Annotated in this window: 23 protein-coding genes; 11 read left to right on the forward strand and 12 right to left on the reverse strand. The window is 65.2% G+C overall.

Features of this window, described 5'->3' with window-relative positions; translation table 11 throughout:
- Window positions 1–144 precede the first annotated feature (144 nt).
- Window positions 145–1,665 (forward strand): FG-GAP repeat domain-containing protein, encoded by a 1,521-nt coding sequence (locus tag AC4D2O_RS10765; protein ID WP_490907159.1) that lies wholly within the window; start codon window positions 145–147, stop codon window positions 1,663–1,665.
- A gap of 1,341 nt (window positions 1,666–3,006) precedes the next feature.
- On the opposite strand, the gene AC4D2O_RS10770 is transcribed toward AC4D2O_RS10765, so the two are convergent.
- Window positions 3,007–3,648 (reverse strand): hypothetical protein, encoded by a 642-nt coding sequence (locus tag AC4D2O_RS10770; protein WP_490907162.1) that lies wholly within the window; start codon window positions 3,646–3,648, stop codon window positions 3,007–3,009.
- 340 nt (window positions 3,649–3,988) lie between these two features.
- On the opposite strand from AC4D2O_RS10770, the gene AC4D2O_RS10775 reads away from it, so the two are divergent.
- The 5 genes from AC4D2O_RS10775 to AC4D2O_RS10795 all read left to right on the forward strand — a co-directional run bounded on the left by AC4D2O_RS10775 (window position 3,989) and on the right by AC4D2O_RS10795 (window position 7,124).
- Window positions 3,989–4,645 (forward strand): HNH endonuclease family protein, encoded by a 657-nt coding sequence (locus tag AC4D2O_RS10775; protein ID WP_490907164.1) that lies wholly within the window; start codon window positions 3,989–3,991, stop codon window positions 4,643–4,645.
- 1 nt (window position 4,646) lies between these two features.
- Entirely contained in the window at window positions 4,647–5,009 is a 363-nt protein-coding gene (locus tag AC4D2O_RS10780; protein WP_490907167.1) for a hypothetical protein, read from the forward strand.
- Between the two features lie 111 nt (window positions 5,010–5,120).
- Complete coding sequence (locus tag AC4D2O_RS10785) at window positions 5,121–5,354, forward strand: helix-turn-helix domain-containing protein (protein ID WP_490907169.1); 234 nt, start codon at window positions 5,121–5,123, stop codon at window positions 5,352–5,354.
- Between the two features lie 193 nt (window positions 5,355–5,547).
- Window positions 5,548–6,558, forward strand: coding sequence for a D-glucuronyl C5-epimerase family protein (locus AC4D2O_RS10790; protein WP_490907172.1), 1,011 nt, complete (start codon window positions 5,548–5,550; stop codon window positions 6,556–6,558).
- A gap of 308 nt (window positions 6,559–6,866) precedes the next feature.
- Complete coding sequence (locus AC4D2O_RS10795) at window positions 6,867–7,124, forward strand: helicase associated domain-containing protein (RefSeq protein ID WP_490907506.1); 258 nt, start codon at window positions 6,867–6,869, stop codon at window positions 7,122–7,124.
- Here AC4D2O_RS10795 and AC4D2O_RS10800 read toward each other — a convergent pair.
- From AC4D2O_RS10800 to AC4D2O_RS10815, 4 genes are all read right to left on the reverse strand, one after another.
- Window positions 7,121–7,216, reverse strand: coding sequence for an Lsr2 family DNA-binding protein (locus AC4D2O_RS10800; protein ID WP_490907507.1), 96 nt, complete (start codon window positions 7,214–7,216; stop codon window positions 7,121–7,123). The two genes, AC4D2O_RS10795 and AC4D2O_RS10800, sit on opposite strands and share 4 nt — an antisense overlap.
- Complete coding sequence (locus tag AC4D2O_RS10805; RefSeq protein ID WP_490907174.1) at window positions 7,217–7,456, reverse strand: histone-like nucleoid-structuring protein Lsr2; 240 nt, start codon at window positions 7,454–7,456, stop codon at window positions 7,217–7,219.
- A gap of 84 nt (window positions 7,457–7,540) precedes the next feature.
- Entirely contained in the window at window positions 7,541–8,470 is a 930-nt protein-coding gene (locus AC4D2O_RS10810) for a tyrosine-type recombinase/integrase (protein WP_490907176.1), read from the reverse strand.
- Window positions 8,471–8,888: 418 nt separating this feature from the next.
- The gene (locus AC4D2O_RS10815; protein ID WP_490907515.1) at window positions 8,889–9,140 is read right to left on the reverse strand and encodes a hypothetical protein; all 252 of its coding nucleotides are present in this window, start codon (window positions 9,138–9,140) and stop codon (window positions 8,889–8,891) included.
- A gap of 59 nt (window positions 9,141–9,199) precedes the next feature.
- On the opposite strand from AC4D2O_RS10815, the gene AC4D2O_RS10820 reads away from it, so the two are divergent.
- Complete coding sequence (locus AC4D2O_RS10820; RefSeq protein ID WP_490907508.1) at window positions 9,200–10,195, forward strand: acyltransferase family protein; 996 nt, start codon at window positions 9,200–9,202, stop codon at window positions 10,193–10,195.
- On the opposite strand, the gene AC4D2O_RS10825 is transcribed toward AC4D2O_RS10820, so the two are convergent.
- Window positions 10,122–10,649 carry a DUF6314 family protein gene (locus tag AC4D2O_RS10825; protein WP_490907179.1) on the reverse strand — a complete coding sequence of 176 codons (528 nt, stop codon included), beginning with the start codon at window positions 10,647–10,649 and terminating at the stop codon, window positions 10,122–10,124. The genes AC4D2O_RS10820 and AC4D2O_RS10825 overlap by 74 nt on opposite strands.
- Window positions 10,650–10,741: 92 nt before the next feature.
- On the opposite strand from AC4D2O_RS10825, the gene AC4D2O_RS10830 reads away from it, so the two are divergent.
- Window positions 10,742–11,179: a MarR family winged helix-turn-helix transcriptional regulator gene (locus AC4D2O_RS10830; protein WP_490907181.1), complete on the forward strand. Its 438-nt coding sequence runs from the start codon at window positions 10,742–10,744 to the stop codon at window positions 11,177–11,179.
- Between the two features lie 54 nt (window positions 11,180–11,233).
- Here AC4D2O_RS10830 and AC4D2O_RS10835 read toward each other — a convergent pair whose 3' ends face one another.
- Window positions 11,234–11,704: a DUF1810 domain-containing protein gene (locus tag AC4D2O_RS10835; protein ID WP_490907184.1), complete on the reverse strand. Its 471-nt coding sequence runs from the start codon at window positions 11,702–11,704 to the stop codon at window positions 11,234–11,236.
- A 51-nt stretch (window positions 11,705–11,755) separates the two neighbouring features.
- Here AC4D2O_RS10835 and trxA point away from each other — a divergent pair, with 51 nt between their 5' ends.
- Window positions 11,756–12,145, forward strand: coding sequence for a thioredoxin (gene trxA, locus AC4D2O_RS10840; protein ID WP_104051025.1), 390 nt, complete (start codon window positions 11,756–11,758; stop codon window positions 12,143–12,145).
- Between the two features lie 60 nt (window positions 12,146–12,205).
- Here trxA and AC4D2O_RS10845 read toward each other — a convergent pair whose 3' ends face one another.
- The 3 genes from AC4D2O_RS10845 to AC4D2O_RS10855 all read right to left on the reverse strand — a co-directional run bounded on the left by AC4D2O_RS10845 (window position 12,206) and on the right by AC4D2O_RS10855 (window position 14,702).
- Entirely contained in the window at window positions 12,206–12,496 is a 291-nt protein-coding gene (locus tag AC4D2O_RS10845) for a putative quinol monooxygenase (protein ID WP_490907188.1), read from the reverse strand.
- A 9-nt stretch (window positions 12,497–12,505) separates the two neighbouring features.
- The gene (locus tag AC4D2O_RS10850; RefSeq protein ID WP_490907190.1) at window positions 12,506–13,480 is read right to left on the reverse strand and encodes a DNA-3-methyladenine glycosylase family protein; all 975 of its coding nucleotides are present in this window, start codon (window positions 13,478–13,480) and stop codon (window positions 12,506–12,508) included.
- A gap of 139 nt (window positions 13,481–13,619) precedes the next feature.
- Window positions 13,620–14,702, reverse strand: a complete 1,083-nt coding sequence (locus AC4D2O_RS10855; RefSeq protein ID WP_490907192.1) for a tartrate dehydrogenase — start codon at window positions 14,700–14,702, stop codon at window positions 13,620–13,622.
- 154 nt (window positions 14,703–14,856) lie between these two features.
- Between AC4D2O_RS10855 and AC4D2O_RS10860 the strand changes: the two genes are divergently transcribed.
- Window positions 14,857–16,233 carry a cystathionine beta-synthase gene (locus AC4D2O_RS10860; protein ID WP_490907195.1) on the forward strand — a complete coding sequence of 459 codons (1,377 nt, stop codon included), beginning with the start codon at window positions 14,857–14,859 and terminating at the stop codon, window positions 16,231–16,233.
- Between the two features lie 26 nt (window positions 16,234–16,259).
- A complete protein-coding gene (locus AC4D2O_RS10865; RefSeq protein WP_490907197.1) occupies window positions 16,260–17,420 on the forward strand; it encodes a cystathionine gamma-synthase in 1,161 nt (386 codons plus the stop codon).
- Between the two features lie 68 nt (window positions 17,421–17,488).
- Here the strand turns inward: AC4D2O_RS10865 and AC4D2O_RS10870 are convergent, their stop codons facing one another.
- On the reverse strand, window positions 17,489–17,905 hold the full coding sequence (locus AC4D2O_RS10870; RefSeq protein ID WP_490907199.1) for a hypothetical protein: 417 nt from the start codon (window positions 17,903–17,905) through the stop codon (window positions 17,489–17,491).
- Window positions 17,906–17,914: 9 nt separating this feature from the next.
- On the reverse strand, window positions 17,915–19,120 hold the full coding sequence (locus AC4D2O_RS10875) for an amidohydrolase (RefSeq protein WP_490907202.1): 1,206 nt from the start codon (window positions 19,118–19,120) through the stop codon (window positions 17,915–17,917).
- Window positions 19,121–19,236 lie beyond the last annotated feature (116 nt).

Here is a 19,236-nt window from a genome sequence, read left to right on the forward strand (position 1 = left end):
CAATTGTGATGTTCTCCGATCGACTAGAGACCCGCAGTCGGCGGTAAAATCGTCATCTTCGATGAGGTGGTCGCCATGATGGTTAGCTCTCTCCGGCGGATGGCAGTAGCTGTCGGGACAGCACTTGCGCTCCTATTCGGATTCGTGACCGTCGCGCCGCCTGTCCACGCCGCACCCCTCTATGGTCACGATGTGTCCTGGCCTCAGTGCCCGGCCGCCGTCGGCGGGTTCGGTCTGCCCTTGCCGCCGGCTTCCACCCAGTTCGTCATTATCGGGCTGACGAAAGGTCTGCCCTTCACGGAGAATCCTTGCCTGGCAAGCCAGGTCGCCTGGACCAGGACCAACAACAAGAAGACTCACGGCTACGCGATGGCTGCGTATCCCACCCCAGCGCAGTTGAGCACCTACGGCTCCCGGGGGCCATGGGTCGCAACCACCCCGGCTGCGCGATTGTCCAATGTGGGATACGCCGAGGCACAGTTCGCCGTGGCGAGCATGAACAAGGTCGGCTTCCGTCCGCCGGTCGTATGGATCGATGTCGAGCCGCGCCCCGCCCAACCCTGGCCAACGAGCACCGTCGCCCAGCAACGGAACAACCGGCTCGTCATCGAGGGAATGATGCGCGGCCTCCGCGACGCGGGGATCTCCTACGGCCTGTACTCCTATGCGTCGGGTTGGGCTGAAATCACCGGATCGTGGCGGCTATCCGGGGTGCCGGTGTGGGCTACCGCGGGGAGGCTCGACTATCCGGGCGAAGCACTCGATCGGTGCCGGCAGCCCAGCTTCTCCGGCGGCCGGGTCTACCTCGCCCAGTGGTATGACGACACACGGGACTACGATCTGACGTGCGAGCCCTACGCCTTCACGCCCCTGGCCATCCCGGCCTCGACCCTTTCCCGGTCCACCGCCGATCTGGACGGCGACTGGAACAACGACATCGTGGCACGCGTCGCCGCGACCGGTGATCTGCGGCTATATCGGGGGAAGGGGAACGGTACGGTGTGGAGCGGGGTGCGTATCGGAGGGGGCTGGGCTTCGATGAACGCACTTGAGACCCCGGGGGATTTCAACGGTGACGGGAAGGCCGACGTGCTGGCCCGTGAAGCGGCGACCGGGATCCTGTGGCTGTATCCAGGGAACGGGGCCGGCGGATGGTTGCCGCGGGTGCGGGTGGGCAGTAACTGGAACATCATGAATTCCATCGTGGGGCCAGGTGATTTCAACGGCGACCAGTTCGTCGATGTTCTCGCCCGGGAGCGGGCGACCGGTACCCTGTGGCTGTATCCGGGCAACGGCAAGGGCGGATGGTTTCCGCGGGTACCGGTGGGAAGCAATTGGAATACCTTCAACTCACTCATGGGTCCGGGCGACTTCAACGGCGACGGACAGGTGGACCTCCTGGCACGGGAAGTTGCTACTGGATACCTCTGGCTGTATCCGGGGAACGGCAGGGGCGGGTGGCTGCCACGCCTGCGGGTGGGATCCGGCTGGAATGTACTGACCGCGTTGATGAGCCCCGGGGATTTCAATGGGGACCGTACCGCCGACGTGGTGGGGCGCGACCCCCAGGGCAACCTTTGGCTGTATCTGGGCAACGGTGTGGGTGGATGGCTGCCCCGAGTGCAGATGGGCACCGGGTGGAATGGGATCGACTCGATCTTCTGAGCTTCGCCTCAGTTCTGCCGCAACAACCGGTGGCCACCCCGGCAGCCTTGCTGGCGTTCCGGAAATGCTTCAGCCGCTTGCTGACTCTGATCGCCGCGAATGCGCCAGCGACGGTGTCGTGGTGCAACCCCATCCTTGGGCTCCGGAACTCGTGGGCGGCCTAACCAGCGATTGATCCGGCTTAATGCAGTGACCCCCCACCCTTGTCGGGGTGGGGGCGTTTCGTCATCGACAACTCTCACGCCGGCATCATGAACAGGAGCTGCAACTTCCCCCTGGCCGGATAGTAGGGTCAGGTGCTTTGCACCAAATGCACTTCGGGGAAATCTGCTTCGAGTTCCGGTGTGCTCGCAGCCGCGCGAGCCAGGTAGTGACCATGCCTTAGATGCTGGCGATTCATTTGAGCCGTTTCGACCGTAGTGGCTACCGCACTTGAACGGACTACTACTCGCTTCACCTGGGCTTCGCTGTGTGCTGCCGCGTCTCGTTAGTCGCTCCGGAACACAGAGACCAGCTTTTGGACAAGAACGACAAGTAATAGGGCTGTCCCACCAAGAAAAAGTGCGGCTAGCCATGGGTCGGGAGCTTCGCCGCTGCCGTTAACGCCCCATCCGAGGCGCCAAGCCGCAAGTGTGCAAGCGATCATAGAAGCACCGACAACAAAACAGATTGTTGCCCATCTCGGCTGTCCTATATGCATCTGCTCAGCGTAGATGAGGGTTAGGCGGGGGTGACGGCGTTGCGCCAGACCCACCCTTCCCGCCATGCGTCGATGTGGGGCTCGAGGAACCGTATCTTCCGCCGCTGCTGTCCAGGAAATTTCACCGCCGCTGCTGTCCAGGAAATGGCGTGTGCTTGGACGCGGACGGCTTGAGTGGGTAGCGGACCCACGCGAGAAGGCAGCCCTGGTATGCATTGCTGACCAGTGCCCGGTCTCTCAACTCATGATCACGAAGTACTGATCGAGATCGACAAAGCACCCGTCCCCTCGAGGGCGGGCGCTTTGTCGTCGGTGGGGTCTACGGTGGCGGCCATGGAGAGAACACCCCACCCTGGCTGGCATGGCATCCCACCCTCGAGAGATAGGTTCATACCGCCCATCTCCCTTCCGGAGCCCGCGGAAGGCGTCTATTGGACGACGGAAAAGGCGCCACAGGTGTGGGCTGCCCTCACCTACCCGGACGAACGTGTTCAGACCGTGAGGGGTTTTGCGATGGCATGGACGAAAGAAGTCGCGCAGGTGCAGTGGGTTGAGTATTCGATGGCCCGTGAGACTTGGGTGGCCCGGACAAGATCACCCGTCGGAAGCTCGACGAGCGACACCCACACCGCGACGGCTAACTACTGCTTGAATGTGGTCGGCAGTTGATCGAACCCCGTCGAGATCTGGACGCCTGTAATCTCCTCGGGTACGGGTTCACCTGTCAGCAGGATTGTCCTTGCTTGAAGGGGCTGGGTCGAGTCTCCGGAGAGCGAGTTGCTGGCATCAATGAAGCGGTTGTATTTCTCCGCTGGCGCGTCCTCGGGTAGGAGGTCACGGAGTTCGGAGAGGTACTCGCTGACGTCGGTGTAGACGTGCTGAACGCCCTCGGGGTCATACACCCACAACTCGTAGAAGATGAACTCCTCGGCTCCTGCCCTGTTGTCGACTTCGGCAGTGATGAAGGTGGTTTCTGGGCCGCCTACTAGTTGGCGGAGTTCTTCTACTTCAGCGGGGATCTCGCCAGGCACGGCTACTGTGCCAGTTGTCCCAGTTCCAGTTTCGAAGGAGCAGGTGCTGGGACCAGTGATCTCCGCCGCAGCTTCTGTGGTTTCCTCCGTGGGTAGCTGTGAGGGCTCAGAAACGACAGGCGTCTCGGTCATGGTCGGTGCTTGTGACGACTCAACAGCTTCAGATGCTGTCTCCGCGGGGGTCGCTTCTCCTCCCGCACATCCAGTTAGTAGGAGTGCAGCAAGACTGAGCGGTGCAAGGTACTTCTTCAAATTTCCCCCTAGTAGAGACCGATTGTCCCATTCTGCTCCCTGAGCGAGTGCATCGGGTCATGGCAGGTATCGGCCTACTTGCCGATCCGCTCGTCCATCAAGCGGCCGTAGTGCTCGGCATACCGCTTGTTCTGACCCACGCGGGGAACAGTAGGGTCTGGTGGTGACAGTCAGATCCTGCCAGTCCCTGAGCCCGCGAAATGCACTCGGACCCAATCATGGGAACGGTCCGAATCGAACGCATTGGCTCAAGATCTGCTCAGTTTTTGGCCGGCGTGTGACATCCCGAGCAAATCTTCGAAAAGCGTTCAAAGGGGACGCCTATGACTACGGGATACACATGAAAATCAGATCGGGGCTCATCGCCGTCCTTACCGCCGGGCTGCTCTTCACCGGCATTACCGCTCCCGCCGAAGCAGGAGCCACCTACGTCACTACCCTCCGCGCCGCAGCACGCGCACTGCCCGTGGCAAACGAGAACAATGTCGGCTATGACCGGACCCGATACTTCGGAGATTGGAATGATGCCGACCGCGACTGCCAGAACACGCGTGCCGAGGTCCTCGTCACCGAAACCAAGGCCGCTCTCACCTATACAACGGCCCGCAACTGCACCGTCGCCAAGGGACGCTGGATCACAAGCTGGGACAACAAGACCCATACCTCCGCGTCCACCGTGCAGATCGACCACACCGTCCCCGTCGCCGAGGCCTGGGGTTCTGGGGGGAGAAGCTGGACGCAGGCCCGCCGCGTCGCGTTCTACAACGACATCGGTTATGCCGGCACCCTGAACGCCCAGACGACGCTGCTGAACCAGCAGAAGCAGGCGAAGGGGCCTGAGGACTGGCTGCCACCGCTTAATCGGTGCTCTTACGTCGCTCAATGGGTCACGGTCAAAGCACGCTGGGGAATGACCGTCGACTCACGCGAGAAGGCGGCCCTGGTCCGACTCGCCGATTCGTGCCCCGCGTCTAACCTGACAATTACGAAGTACTGACATGGCAGAACAAGTTAGTACTGAACCCGTAGGGGATAAGAACCAGACACCAATGACTCCCGAGAGTCGCGATTTATACAGGGTGACGGTTGGCGTCTTCTTTCTCTTCTTGATCATCGTGTTTGTCCCATACACCTTCGCCCTAGTTGCAGCGAAGGCCACGCTGGCTAATTGTGTCGGTGCTTCCTTCGTAGCAATAGGCGGTTTTCTCCTCGCCTTTTCGGACACGAGATCGCCCGATGGTTCGGGTGCGAAGTGGAGAGACAAAGGCAAGCTGTGGGGATACGCAGCAGTCGCTATGGGAGGGTACGGTGTTGCCGTCGCGGCGATCCTGGTACTAATTGCCGAGACTGCGCCTATGTGATACGCAGTCGCACTAGTTAGGAGGGGCTTCGCTGAAAACGTGCAGCAAGCTCCTCCTAACACTCTGGCGGGGCGCATCGAAGATCGCTTTATCGGCGAATAGTATCGGCTCATGACCAACTCGCCCCGTTTCATGACACTTCCCGATGTTGCTGAGGAGTTGGCGGTGAGTCAGTCGCAGATGTACGCGCTAGTGAAGTCCGGTGACCTCCCGGCCATCCAGGTGGGTGGGCGCGGGCAATGGCGCGTGGAGCGGGTCAAGCTCGAGAAGTACATTGCCCGCATCTACGAGCAAGCCGAAAAGCAGCGCGGGAAGATGAAGCCCGAAGACCTGTCCCCAATGTGACCACAGGACCCCGGTAGCCATTTAAGCATAGGCTACAATTCGATGCGTGCTGTTCGCAGTGAAAGTGCGATCGCGAGCCTCGTCGCCGACTTTACAAAGCGACATCCCTAGAAATGGCTCTTGAAGATAATCGATGCAAGGGCGCTTTCGCCCTATTGTGCCTAGGCAAGCGCTGCCCCAAAGGAGAATACGAGTGACACCCGGAACGACGCGTTCGCGCCTTGTCGGAGCCCTAGGGGCTGCAATAGCCCTGAGCTTCATCCTCACGAGCTGTGCCTCTTCTCAGGAAAGCACGGACCAGAAGCCTGCAGCCACAGCAATCGAATCCCCGAATTCACCGCACTGGAATTACAGCCAGTATGAACTCGATACATCTTTAGGGTCCCCATACCTCGGTGATGCTGTCGTGCCGCTCTCCGACACGTCGTGGGGATCTGTAGACGAGAATGGCGTTCTCGTGGTTGAGCTGAACGGCGAAGATGTGTACCACCCGGTGAACTCCGCCTGGTTCATGAACCAAATGCTTTCAAGTTACAGGGTTACCAACGACCCGGAGTACCTGAAGCGAGCTACGGCGACAGCCCGTTACATGATCAAGTGGTCAGCCACCGACGAGAACGGGACTTGGTTCCCTTACCATTTCCAGCACAGCCCCGGAGACCTGGACATGGGCACGCCCTGGTACTCCGGGATGGCCCAGGGAATGCTGCTATCCACATTTGTAAATCTCTACGAAATCACTGGCGACTCGTACTGGAAAAACTACGCCGACCGCACCTTTGAAACCTACAGCGCTCCGAAATCGGACACCGCCCCGTGGTTCCAAACAGATAAGGTCCTTGACGGCGAGAAGTTTTTGTTTTTCGAAGAGTACCCCACGAAAACCGAAGCACAAGTAAGTCACGTAGTGAACGGCAACATTTACGCAATGTACGGGCTTTATGACTACTACAGGGTGACTGGAAATGAAACGGCGCGATGGCTGTTTGATGTCGCGGCCACTTCTCTTCGCGATAGTTTCGGGTCGTACCGGAACCCTGGCGAGCCGAGCTGGTACGCTGCGACGCATTACGGCCGAGCCGTTTGGGGGGCGCCGGAGAATTACCACAAAGGTGTGATCAGCCAACTGCGCTGGCTGGCGAAGATGACGGGCGACGACCAATTTACGCAGCAAGCCGACGTCCTCACCCAAGACCACGTATGAGACGTGGTAGAAAGTTTCAGTCTTTGCGGAGCGCATTCAAGGCATAAGAGGGAACCGCTTATCACCTGCTTATATCAGTGATGCCCAGCGCCACGGATACAACAAGGGGCCCTACCTCGCGACAATCGCGCCGGGTAGGGCCCCTTCCTGCATTCATCAGGCTGGCGGCCAAGCCTCCGAGACTTGCGGCTCCCCCGGCAAGACGGCTCGACCTGGGAGCGGCAATGCCACGACTTTGTCTACCGGCAGCGCCACGAGCATAATGGCCGCCGTCTGAGGGGGGGTATCAGGTCGAACTCTTTAACCAGATTCGCGGATGGTATGCGCCGCCTCGCGCCCCGGACCATTGGCAGCGGCGGTTCGACGATTACGTGCGGTGCATCGAGCAGCACGGCCACCGCCCGCGATCCGATGCCCCGAAAGATTGCCACGAGCGACCATTGATGATCTGGATGCTGTCTCAGCGAAAGCGGCTGAGAAAAGGCACTATGCCGCAGGAAAGAGCGGCCCTGCTCGACCGCACTCTACCGGGGTGGAGGGGTCAAGCAGAGCCGCTGATTCACTAGCTGTTTGCCGCATTGTAGGCGTCGACGATTGACTGATTGATGCGCCCACGGGAGCTGGGGTTGTACCCGTTTTCCTGGGCCCACTGGCGGATCTAAGCGGTGTTCTCACGCTTGTTGCTGCTTGCCGGCTTCGTGCTCGCCTGGCTGCGCTTCCCGCCGTTAGCTTTGCGCCCCTTCTTCACGTACTCAGACAAAGTCGAACGCAGCTTGTCGGCATTCTCGGTCGTCAGGTCAATCTCGTATTCGTTGCCCTCGAAACCAAAACGAACGGTCTCCTGAGCTTCCTCACCATTGAGATCATCCACCAGATGCACCTGCACGCGCTGCGCCATAACAAACTCCTAAGTAATTGGGTTCTCTAGCCCCCACATTCATCGACGGTACAGGCTTGCATGACTAGGGACAAAGCAAAGGAGTCAGTCAAATATCCCATCGGTTATCTCAGCCATTCTGCGGTGCTCCTCAGGCATGAGATGCCCGTAGACGTTGACAGTCATTTTGATGTCCTTGTGCCCCAGCCTGCGGGACAGGGAGTGCATGTCAGCGCTGGCGTGAAGGAACATGCTCGAGCTTGTGTGCCGGATGTCATGGATCCTAGGTTTGTTCTCCTCGGTGAAGCCGGCAGCTATGCAAGCCGGCCCCCAATGCTTGTGAATCGCCGATGACCGTATGGCCGTTCCGATCATGTTGATGAACACCAGCCCATCCCCGGCTGCCTGGACGAGTGGGACCAGCATTGTTGCCAAGGAGGCGTTGAGCGCCACTTTTCGGCGGGAACTCGCGGTCTTTGGAGGCCCAACAACTCGGCCACCCTGCCCGTCACGCTTCCAAGCCTTCGAGACGCTCACCAGCACTGTCGTCCCGCCATACTCAAAGTCGTTTCCGCGTAGGGCTGTAGCTTCGCTGAACCGCATGCCGGTGACCCGTAGGAACTGAAAGAAGAGTTGGTAGTGCGGCTCGAGGTGGAACATGATTCGCCCCCACTCGGGTGTGCTGATGACTTTCACGGGAGCCTCGATACTGTCGGAGCCTGGGAGTCGGATCCCGTAGCAGGGGTTGTCTCGACGCCATCCCAGACGGATGGCTGTCTTGAACGCGGAGGACAGGAACCCGAAGTAGTTGCGGACCGTCTTCGGAGCGAGGCCCTCCTTGATCGACAGGGCGTTGACCCACTTGGCTACCCACTCATAGTCGATGTCTTTCACCAGTGTCGATCCGAAATCGCCGCCGAACCTACTGTCCACGCTCCTTGAGTAGCGAGTGAGTGTGTAGCCACCGACCGCGGTGCGCAGTTCAATGTGCTTTTCGAGTAAGTCCGTGAGCGTCGCAGTCTTGTTCTTCTTCATGGTTCCTCCGTCGGCTTGGCGAGTAAGCATCGTGTCGCCAACGACGGGGGAGAAACCACCCAGCCAACTCGTGTTACGAGGGGCGCAAGCAGCACCAGATTGAGCAGATGGACACGCCGGGTGAAGCTAGCTTCACCTGGCCCGTAAGGCGCTTTCGCTTCTATGCGTAGCAAGGGTGCACCAAGTGTCATATCGCTGTTCCCGTGCACAGACACCAATCTGTTTCTTGTTACGCTGACGGCCATCTGACCCGCGCTTCGGTTAGCGCCCACATCTTGCCCACACTTCGCCCACATCGGCGGTGAGTTCTAGTGATAGCGCGTGATGACAATCCGCGACAATCCGGGGATCGCTTGCCAGCACAAAGGCCGAGAGAGAGCTCGAATCCCTCATCTGCCACAGCAAGGAAGGACCCGCTTCATCGGAAGCGGGTCCTTCGTCGTTGATGCTCCAGGAGCAGGCGCCGCGTATCGGGCGAGGTCGGCTTGTCGAAGTCCGTGCAGGCCGCCCCGACGGCTCCTACGTCGGTTCCCAGCGTGGTCCCTTCCCACCGGATGTCCGCCGTGGCCGCGACGTCCTTCCCGAGCACCACGGGGAAGCCGTCGCCGTGCTGAGGGAATCCCGCAGCGGCCATCCGGGAAGGGCCGCCCACCGAAGTACCGATGCGCATGCCTACAGTGGAACTTCGACGCCGGGGAGGCCGCCATCAGCAGTATCGAAGACACACGCATCGGTTGGCTCGACAGCCTGCGCGGTGCCGCCATCCTCCTTGTCGTCGTCCTGCACGCGGGGGAGGCCCTCCGTGTCGCCGTCGGCCCGACCCCGGGGCTCGACCAGTTCAACCTGTTCCTCGAGCCGTTCCGCATGCCCGTCCTGATGTTCCTCTCGGGGATCCTGCTGCCGCGGTCGGTCGCCAAGTCCGGGCGCGAGTACTTCGCGGGCAAGGTCTCCATGGTGGCGTGGCCCTACCTCTTGTGGTCGGTGATCATCCTCGCGGCCAGCGGCGACCTCGGCCCCGGTCGGCTGGCGGAGATCCTCTACCTGTCGCCCACCTACCTCTGGTACCTGTGGTTCATCCTCGTCTTCTACGCGCTGGCCTATCCACTGCGGCGCGTCCCACCCCTGGTGATCGCGGGCGCGGGGCTTGCGCTGTCCTTCGTGCTGCCGGATGCCGGCCGCCCCGAGACCCTGGCGTTCCTCGCGGCCTTCTTCTTCTTCGGTGCGTGGTGCGCGCGTCACGCACGCCTGGTGGAGCGGACCATCGGCAGGCCGTGGGTGCTGGCGCTGGCGGCGGCCTCGGCGGTCACCGTGGGTGTCCTCAACGTGGCGGGCCGGGACGTCCTGTACCGGGGTGAGTTCGTGTGGGGCGTGGTGGGTGCCCTCGGCGTGGTGTGCTGGATCTTCCCGCGGCTCGGGGCCAACCGCGCGACGGCGGCCCTCGAGTTCGTGGGGCGGTACTCGATCGTCTTCTACGTGGTGCACCTCGGCCCGATCATGGTGACGCTCGCCCTCGCCGAGGCCGCCGGGCTCGCGGGGACGTGGCTGCTGCCGCTGCTCCTGGCGGTGGGGGTCGGGGTGCCGCTCGGGGTGGCCTGGGTGTACTCCACAAGGGCGCATGCGTCGGTCGATCTGCTGTTCGAGTTGCCGGCCCTCAAGCGGCGTCCTGTGGCTTCGGTGCCCCGTGTCCGTCGGTCGAGGGGCCGGAGGGGGCTCCGGTCCGGGTGAGGACGGTCGTCAGGAGGTGGTCCTTCGCGGGCCCCGTGACGTCCCAGGAGTAGTCGATCGTGCCGTACGACGTGACGATGAAGTGCACCCGATAGGTGTCCGGGGAGCAGGCGTGCTCGTCACGGGCCGTACCCGACCGCAGGTCGAGGTGGCACAGCACCCGTCCGTCCGGGAAGGTGACGGTCGCTACGGGGTCCCCGGGATCCCAGGGGTCCCCGGCGTCGATGCGGTACGAGCGCGAGGCCGGGCCCTGGAAGGACGCCCAGCAGACCGTCCCCTCCTCGTCCCACCGCAGCCCGCCGACGTCGGGCGTGAAGGTCGTGGTCCCCGAGAACGTGCCTGTCGTGCCGGTGGACCGGTCCAGGAGTTCCCTCCGGGTGGACCACGTCCCGGCGAGGAAGGCGATCGGATCGGGGACGGGGAGCGGTCCGCCGGGTGGCACAGCCTCCTGCATGGTCCCCCTCCCGTCGGTCCACCCCACGCTAACCCGGACCGCACGACGGCGCATCTTGCCTTTCGGGGTTCCGAATATTAGGCTGCCTAACTATGAGCCTCTCCACGGATTCCAGGCTGCTCGAGCTCGCACAGTCCTTCCGCACCACCCTGCGCCATGTCGTCTACCTCAGCCGCTCCATGGACAGCGACGGAGAGCTCACCACCATGCAGATGAGTACGCTGAGCATGGCCGCCGAGGAGCCGCTGCGCGTCAGCCGCGTCGCCGCCAACCTCGGCATCCGGGTGCCCTCCGCCACCGAGCAGATCATCAAGCTCGAGCAGGCCGGCCTCGTCCGCCGGCAGCCGGACCCCACCGACTCGCGCGCCGTCCTCGTGCAGCTCACCGACAAGGGCCGCGATGCCTGGACGGCGGCGGGCACGCGCCGCAACGAGCGCGTCGCCACGCTGCTCGACCGGCTCGACGACGACGAGAGGGCCATGCTCGCTGCAGCCCTGCCCGTCATAGATAAACTCACCTCCGGCACCTGAGTCAGCCCCGGGAGCCCTCTCGGGAGCATCCAGGGGCGGGACGGGCCGACGGCGTCAGCCCGCCAGGATCGACGTCGTCGCCTGGTCCTCCGCCCCGCCGTAGTACCGGTCCAGCAGCGCCGTGAACCACGGCTCCTGCGGGGCGGCCCGATCGAAGAGCGTCAGGGAGGACTGCAGCTTGCGGGCGTCGATCCCGCCGAACACGGCGACCGGATCGTTCCCGTCCAGGTTGAGCAGTGCCTGGACGCTCTCCAGCAGCCGGGGTCCGAGCACGGGATGCGCCAGGTAGGCACGGGCCTCGTCGAGCGAGCCGATGGCGTACCGCACCGCCGTCGGGCTGCTCCCGAGCCCCGCGATCTGGGGGAAGACGAACCACATCCAATGGCCGGTCTTGCGGCCACGCTGCAGCTCGGCGAGCGCCTGCGGGTAGGTGCCCTGGGCGTCCTGTGCCTCGACGAATCGCGCGAGATCATAGGGGTCGTCGGTCACGCGTACTTCCTTCGGTCGGTAGGGAGGATTCTTCATCGGTAGCGAACAGGCCTGACAAGGGGGTGCGCGGGTCGCTAGCGTTAAGGGATGTCGACAATCAATATCACCGAGGCAAGCTTCCCGGAAACCATCGAGGGCAACGACATCGTGTTCGTTGACTTCTGGGCCGACTGGTGCGGGCCGTGCAAGCAGTTCGCGCCGGTCTACGACGCCGTGTCGCAGCAGCACGACGACGTCACCTTCGCGAAGGTGGACACCGAGGCCGAGCAGTCGCTCGCCGCCGCCGCGGGGATCACCTCGATTCCCACGCTCATGGCCTTCCGCGAGAAGGTCCTCGTCTTCTCCCAGCCCGGCGCTCTCAACGCGACCCAGTTCGGTGAGCTCGTCGAGGCCGTGAAGGGCCTGGACATGAAGGCCGTGCACGAGCAGATCGCGCAGCAGGCAGCCGGCGGCGCCCCCGCCGCCGACGCCCAGTAGGCGTCCCGAGAACCACGAAAGCCCCGCACTCATCGAGTGCGGGGCTTTCTTCGTCGTGGGTCACGCAGCGCGGTCCGAACGGACGATGTCCGCGGGCCCGGCGAGCAGCGCGCTCAGCGATTCGCCGAGGTCCTGGACGGCGGGTCCCTGCAGGTGCGTGTCCAGCAGTTCTGTGGACTCCCACTGCTCGGTCAGGACGATCCGGTCCTCCCGGGCCTCGGTGATCTCGTAGCGGATGCAGCCCGGCTCCTGCACCACCTGTTCGATGGCGATGTCCAGGGCGAGCTTCACGCGGAAGAACTCGCCGTCGAGGGGGGTGAACACAGCGGTGACGTCTACGGGTCGGGTCATGCTCCCACCCTAGCGGCGGCGGTGGTCCTCGGGGGACAGGCGGGGACCGTAGGCCTGCTTCCGGAAGCCGCTCGCGTACAGGGTCCGGACCACGCGCTGGCGCTGGCCCTTCCACGGCTCGAGGAGTTCGATCATCCCGGCGTCGTCGGTGCGCCGTCCCGTGAGGGCAGCGCCCACGAAGGCCGCGAGGTGGTAGTCGCCCACGGAGATGGAGTCGGGGCAACCGTGCGTCCGCTGGACGACCTCGGCCACCGTCCAGACGCCGATACCGGGGACGGAGCGCAGGCCCGCGCGGACGGCGTCACCGCCCGGCCGGGAGCCGAGCCGTTCGAGGCCGCTCGCCACGAGGGCGGCCTTCAGGATGGTCGTCGATCGTTTTGCGTCCACCCCGGCCTTGTGCCAGTCCCAGGAGGGGACTCGGCGCCACTGCTCCGCGGTCGGGGGCAGGCGGAGCCCTGCGGGCGCCAGACCGCCGGCGTCGGGGGCGGGATCGCCGTAGCGGGTGAGCAGGTAGCGCCAGGAACGCTTCGCCTCGAGGTTGGTGACCTTCTGCTCCAGGATCGCCCGCACGATGGTGTCGAGCATGCGGCCCGACGCCGGAAGACGCACGCCGGGGCTGAGGTACCTGCCCTTCCGGGCGAGATCGGGCAGCGTCGCCGAGAACGCGGCGTCGTCGAACCCGCTCCAGTCGTCATCGGCGCCCAGCAGGCGGGGGACGCACTCGAGGGCCAGGGCCGCCCCGGGGCCCCACGCCGTCGCCTGGATACGACAGTCGTTGAGGGAGCCCCGCTGCCGCAGGACCAGCGTCACCGGCCCGTCCGCCGTGCGGTACGCGAGCCAGTGGTCGGGGCCCTGGACGATGAAGGAGGGGTCGTGCGGACCGCACTGCAGGGTGCCGACCGTGCCTGCCAGGCTGTAGGGGCCGTCGGGGAGCCACTCCGCGGCCTCCGCGCCCGAGGGCACGACGGCGGGGGCGATTGTCATGCATCCATGGTGTCACGATGCCGGCGGCGGATCGGGCTCCGACGGCGTGTCATCCCGTCACACGCAGCGTGGTCGAATTCCTCGGCGCAGCAGCTGCGGGAGCCTGCCACCGGGACCTCTCCGCCGAGGGCGCCGAGTGCTAGGCCGTGTCCGCGACGGCGGATGCGATCGTCGCGCCGAGCGACGACGTCGTCCCCGTCCCGCCGAGGTCGCGCGTCAGTGCATCACCGCCGGTGGCCAGCACCGACTCGATGGCGGCCAGGATCCCGGCGGCGGCATCCGCCTCGCCGAGGTGCTCCAGCATCATCGAGGCGCTCCAGATCTGGCCCACCGGATTGGCGATGCCCTTGCCCGCGATGTCCGGGGCGGAGCCGTGGACGGGTTCGAAGAGGCTGGGGAAGGTGCGGTCCGGGTTGATGTTGCCGCTCGGTGCCACACCGATCGTCCCTGTGCAGGCGGGCCCGAGGTCCGAGAGGATGTCCCCGAAGAGGTTGCTGGCCACCACGACGTCGAACCAGTCTGGGTGCAGGACGAAGTTCGCGCACAGGATGTCGATGTGGAACTTGTCGGTGCGGACGTCGTCGTAGTCGGCTGCCATCCGCTCCACCCGCTCGTCCCAGTAGGGCATGGTGATCGAGATGCCGTTGCTCTTCGTCGCCGAGGTCAGGTGCTTCTTCTCCCGCTTCCGCGCGAGGTCGTACGCGTAGCGGAGGATGCGGTCCACGCCCGTGCGGGTCATCACGGTGTCCTGGATGACGGTCTCTCGGTCGGTGCCCTCGAACATGCGCCCGCCGACGCTCGAGTACTCGCCCTCAGTGTTCTCGCGAACCACGTAGAAGTCGACGTCGCCCGGCTCCCTGCCCGCCAGGGGACTCGTGATTCCCGGGAGCAGCCGAACGGGGCGCAGGTTGACGTACTGGTCGAAGTGGCGCCGGAACTGCAGCAGGCTGCCCCACAGCGACACGTGGTCGGGGACGACGTCGGGCCAGCCGACCGCGCCGAAGAAGATCGCGTCGAAGCCCCGCAGCTCCTCGAACCACCCGTCGGGCAGCATCTGTCCGTGCTCCAGGTAGTAGTCGGCGCTGGCGTAGTCGAACTCGACGGCGTCGACCGCGAACCCGTACCGGTCCGCCGCCGCCTGCAGCGACCGCAGCCCCTCCGGCATGACCTCCTTGCCGATGCCGTCCCCCGCGATGACCGCGATCCTGTAGGTGTTCGTCATGGCTGGGTCTCCTCGTGTGCGTCCGGCGTACCGTCCCAGCCTAGGCGCGGGCCCTGGGGTCCCGGGGCCTTCGGCAGTGTCCGACCGACCGTCCAGCGTCCCGCGGCGTAACGGGGGCGCGGGGGCGGGCGCAGCAGCCGGTAGCGTTGTACGCATGAAGTACGCCAATTCCATCGTTGACCTGATCGGCAACACCCCGCTGGTCAAGCTCAACTCCGTCACCGACGGCATCAGAGCGACCGTCCTCGCGAAGGTCGAATACCTCAACCCGGGCGGGTCGGTGAAGGACCGCATCGCGGCGAAGATCATCGACGCCGCGGAGGCCGAGGGCAAGATCGCACCCGGCGGCACCATCGTCGAACCGACCTCCGGCAACACCGGCGTCGGGCTCGCCCTCGTCGCCCAGCAGCGGGGCTACAAGTGCGTCTTCGTGGTGCCCGACAAGGTGGGCGAGGACAAGCGCAACGTCCTGAAGGCGTACGGTGCCGAGGTCGTGGTCACGCCGACCGCCGTCGCCCCCGACAGCCCCCAGTCCTACTACGGCGTCTCCGACCGCCTCGTCCGCGAGATCCCCGGCGCCTACAAGCCCGACCAGTTCTCCAACCCGAACGGGCCGCTGAGCCACTACGAGACCACCGGCCCCGAGATCTGGGACGACACCGACGGCAGGCTCACGCACTTCGTGACCGGCGTCGGCACCGGCGGCACCATCACAGGCACCGGCCGGTACCTCAAGGAGGTCTCGGCCGACCGTGAGGGCGGCCCCGTGCGCATCATCGGCGCCGACCCGGACGGCTCGATCTACTCGGGCGGAACCGGGCGCCCCTACTTCGTCGAGGGCGTCGGCGAGGACATGTGGCCGGACTCCTACGACCCGTCCGTGCCCGACGAGATCCACGCGGTCACCGACGCCGAGAGCTTCGAGATGACCCGGCGCCTCGCCCGCGAGGAGGGCCTGCTCGTCGGCGGGTCGTGCGGCATGGCCGTCGTCGCGGCGCTGCGCGTCGCGAAGGACCTCACCGAGGACGACGTCGTCGTGGTCCTGCTGCCCGACGGAGGCCGCGGCTACCTCGGCAAGATCTTCAACGACGACTGGATGAGGTCGTACGGCTTCATGGACAGCGGCGTCGCCACGAGCGTGGGTGACGTGCTGCGCACCAAGAGCGGGGCCATGCCCGATCTCGTGCACACCCACCCCACCGACACCGTCCGCGACGTCATCTCGATCATGGACGAGTACGGCGTCTCCATGATCCCCGTGCTGTCGCAGGAACCTCCGGTCAAGATGGGCGAGGTGCTGGGATCGGTGGACGAGCGGTCCCTCACCGCGAAGATCTTCCACGGCGAGGCGAAGCTGACGGACAAGATCTCGGAGCACATGGACGCGAAGCTGCCCCTCATCGGGTCGCTCGAATCCATCGGTGCGGCGCGCGAGCGTCTCCAGGACAGCGACACGCTGATGGTGACGTTCGTCGGGTCGCCCGTGGGAATTCTTACGCGCCATGACTTGCTGACATACATGAGCAAGTAACCACCCCCCCGAATTCCAGGAGCATCGTGACCCACTCCGCCCAGGGCTTCAACACCCGCGCCGTCCACGCCGGCCAGACCCCCGACCCGGCCACGGGGGCGGTGATCCCGCCGCTGTACCAGACCACCACCTTCGCGCAGGACGGGATCGGCAAGCTGCGCAACGGCTACGAGTACGGTCGTGGCGGCAACCCCACCCGCGACTCGCTGCAGGTGCAGCTCGCCGCACTCGAGGGCGGCAAGCACGCCTTCAGCTTCTCGTCCGGCCTTGCCGCCGAGGACGCGCTCATCCGCGCCGCGCTCCGACCGGGCGATCACATCGTCCTCGGTAATGACGCGTACGGAGGCACCTACCGCCTCATCGACCGCGTGCTGTCCCAGTGGGGCATCACCAACACGGCGGTCGACATGGCGGATCCCGCTGCCGTGAAGGCTGCCATCGCGGGGAACAACACGAAGATGGTGTGGGTCGAGACGCCGTCGAACCCCATGATGAAGATCACCGACATCGCCGCGACGGCGCAGCTGGCGCACGACGCCGGGGCCCTCCTGGTCGTCGACAACACGTTCGCGTCGCCGTACCTGCAGCAGCCGCTCACCTTCGGTGCCGACGTCGTGGTCCACTCGACCACCAAGTACATCGGTGGGCACTCCGACGCCAGTGGCGGCGCGGTGGTCGTGGACGACGACGAGCTCGCCGACAAGATCGGCTTCGTGCAGTTCGCCGTCGGAGCCGTCTCGGCGCCCATGGAGGCCTGGCTCACCACGCGCGGGCTCAAGACCCTCGGGGTCCGGATGGACCGCCACTCCTCCAACGCGACGGCGATCGCCCGCTGGCTGCAGGAGCAGGACGAGGTGGAGCGCGTCTACTACCCCGGGCTGCCCGAGCACCCGGGTCACGACCTCGCGGCCGCCCAGATGAAGGACTTCGGCGGCATGATCTCCGTGACCTTCAAGGGCGGGGCGGAGGCCGCGAAGAAGGTCGCGGAATCGACGCACGTCTTCCTGCTCGCCGAGTCCCTCGGCGGCATCGAGTCGCTGATGAACTACCCGTCCGACATGACGCACGCCTCGGTCAAGGGCACCGAGCTGGCGGTGCCGGAGAACCTGATCCGGCTGTCCGTCGGCATCGAGGACATCGAGGACCTGATCGCCGATCTCGAGCAGGCCGTCTCGGCCCTGCGCTGAGCTCCGACATACGGAAGGCCCCTCCCGCGGGAGGGGCCTTCCGCATGTCCGGGCTGACGGGCCGGGTGCTAGCGCGACCCCGGCCACCGGAAGCGCTTCTTCGCCTTCGGCTGGGTGAGCTGGAAGTAGTCGCTGCTCTGCGGCAGCCACATGAGCAGCACGGCGACGAGCATCGCCCCCGCGATCAGCGACAGGCCCGGCGTCCCGCGCACCACGATCGGTACGCCCACGATGATCCCGATGGTGCTCAGCAGCTCCCGTGCGCCCCTCCTGCCCCGGCGGAGCGGCAGTAGGAGGAGCAGTTGGAGGACGGCAAGCGCCCCGAAGAGCGCGCCGAGCCCGATCAACCCGGCCCGTTCGAGATCCTGCACCGCAGCCGACGTGATGAACGTGCCGGCTGCGACGAGCAGCAGCACCGCGGTCACGAGCCACAGGACGATCGCGGCGCGCAGGGTGAAGGGTCGGGACGGCAGGGGCTTCGCCAAGGGTGGCGCCTAGCCCCGGGGAGCGACGGTGCCGCGGCGCGTCCCCGTGTCGTAGGAGTAGACCTCCGTACCGCCGATCCACACCTGCAGGGCGCGCTGCATGACGTCGAGCGGGTCACCGCTCCACAGCACCAGGTCGGCGTCCTTGCCGACGGCCAGGGATCCGAGGCGGTCCGCGAGCCCCAGGACCTTCGCGGGATTGATCGTGATGGAGCGCAATGCCGTCTCCCGGTCAAGGCCCTCCTTGATCGCGAGCGTGGCCTGGTGCACCAGGAAGTTGATCGGGATGACGGGGTGGTCCGTGATGATCGAGATCTCCACGCCGGCCCGCGCGAGCTTGCCGGGGTTGGCGAGGGACCGGCCGCGCAGCTCCACCTTGGACTTCGTGGTGAAGAGGGGGCCGATCAGCACGGGCGTACCGCGCTCCGCCAGGACGTCGGCGAGCAGGTGCGCCTCGGTGCCGTGGTCGAGCACGAGGTCGTACCCGAACTCGTCGGCGATGCGCAGCGCGGTGGCGATGTCGTCCGCGCGGTGCGCGTGCTGGCGCCAGGGGATCTCGCGCCGCAGGACCATGGCGAGGGCCTCGAGGTGCGGATCGCGTGCGTTCTCGTCCGCCTTGCCCATGTAGTTCTGGGCCTTCATGAACGCCTCGCGGATGACGAGCGCGGTGCCGAGCCGCGTGGACGGCATCTTGTTCTTGGCGCCGTACACGCGCTTGGGGTTCTCGCCGAGCGCCGACTTCAGGCCGCTGGGGGAGCGCAGCACCATCTCCTCCAGGTAGCGCCCGTGTGTGTGGAGCGCGACGGCGAGGCCGCCGATCGGGTTGCCCGACCCGGGGTTTACGTTGACCGTGGTGACGCCGCCCGCGAGGGCGTCGTCGAACCCGGGGTCGTAGGGGTTGATGGCGTCGATGGCGCGCACGCCGGCGGTGTTCGGCTCGGTCATCTCGTTGGTGTCGTCGCCGGCCGCGCCTTCACCCTCCTCGTGCGTGCCCAGGTGGACGTGGGCGTCGACGAAACCCGGCAGCAGCCACTTGCCGCCCGCGTCGATCACGGTGGCGCCGTCGGGCACGGCGACCGACGGGCCGAGGGCCGTGATGCGGCCGTCCTCGACGACCACGGTGCCGTCGAAGGGTTCGCCGTCGATCGGGACGACGTGCGCGTTCGTGATGGCGGTGAGGCGAGCGGGAGGGGTGGATCCGCTGGGGGAGGACATCGGGGCAGGGGCCTTTCACAGGAGGGCAGGGTGATTTCCAACATACCCGCACGCGGGCGGCACTCCGGGGCCGTGCCTACACTGGATGAGCCGTTCCCGGGCTTCCCGCGGCCGGT

The sequence above is a fragment of the Arthrobacter sp. TJ-238 genome (genome assembly GCF_058269215.1).

Coding starts and splice junctions, on each gene's coding strand:
- AC4D2O_RS10775 (WP_490907164.1), top strand. CDS start 3,989: ATGAAAATCAGATCGGGGCTCATCGCCGTCCTTACCGCCGGGCTGCTC.
- AC4D2O_RS10780 (WP_490907167.1), top strand. CDS start 4,647: ATGGCAGAACAAGTTAGTACTGAACCCGTAGGGGATAAGAACCAGACA.
- AC4D2O_RS10785 (WP_490907169.1), top strand. CDS start 5,121: ATGACCAACTCGCCCCGTTTCATGACACTTCCCGATGTTGCTGAGGAG.
- AC4D2O_RS10805 (WP_490907174.1), bottom strand. CDS start 7,456: ATGGCGCAGCGCGTGCAGGTGCATCTGGTGGATGATCTCAATGGTGAG.
- AC4D2O_RS10810 (WP_490907176.1), bottom strand. CDS start 8,470: ATGAAGAAGAACAAGACTGCGACGCTCACGGACTTACTCGAAAAGCAC.
- AC4D2O_RS10815 (WP_490907515.1), bottom strand. CDS start 9,140: ATGCGCATCGGTACTTCGGTGGGCGGCCCTTCCCGGATGGCCGCTGCG.
- AC4D2O_RS10825 (WP_490907179.1), bottom strand. CDS start 10,649: ATGCAGGAGGCTGTGCCACCCGGCGGACCGCTCCCCGTCCCCGATCCG.
- AC4D2O_RS10830 (WP_490907181.1), top strand. CDS start 10,742: ATGAGCCTCTCCACGGATTCCAGGCTGCTCGAGCTCGCACAGTCCTTC.
- AC4D2O_RS10835 (WP_490907184.1), bottom strand. CDS start 11,704: ATGAAGAATCCTCCCTACCGACCGAAGGAAGTACGCGTGACCGACGAC.
- trxA (WP_104051025.1), top strand. CDS start 11,756: ATGTCGACAATCAATATCACCGAGGCAAGCTTCCCGGAAACCATCGAG.
- AC4D2O_RS10845 (WP_490907188.1), bottom strand. CDS start 12,496: ATGACCCGACCCGTAGACGTCACCGCTGTGTTCACCCCCCTCGACGGC.
- AC4D2O_RS10850 (WP_490907190.1), bottom strand. CDS start 13,480: ATGACAATCGCCCCCGCCGTCGTGCCCTCGGGCGCGGAGGCCGCGGAG.
- AC4D2O_RS10855 (WP_490907192.1), bottom strand. CDS start 14,702: ATGACGAACACCTACAGGATCGCGGTCATCGCGGGGGACGGCATCGGC.
- AC4D2O_RS10860 (WP_490907195.1), top strand. CDS start 14,857: ATGAAGTACGCCAATTCCATCGTTGACCTGATCGGCAACACCCCGCTG.
- AC4D2O_RS10875 (WP_490907202.1), bottom strand. CDS start 19,120: ATGTCCTCCCCCAGCGGATCCACCCCTCCCGCTCGCCTCACCGCCATC.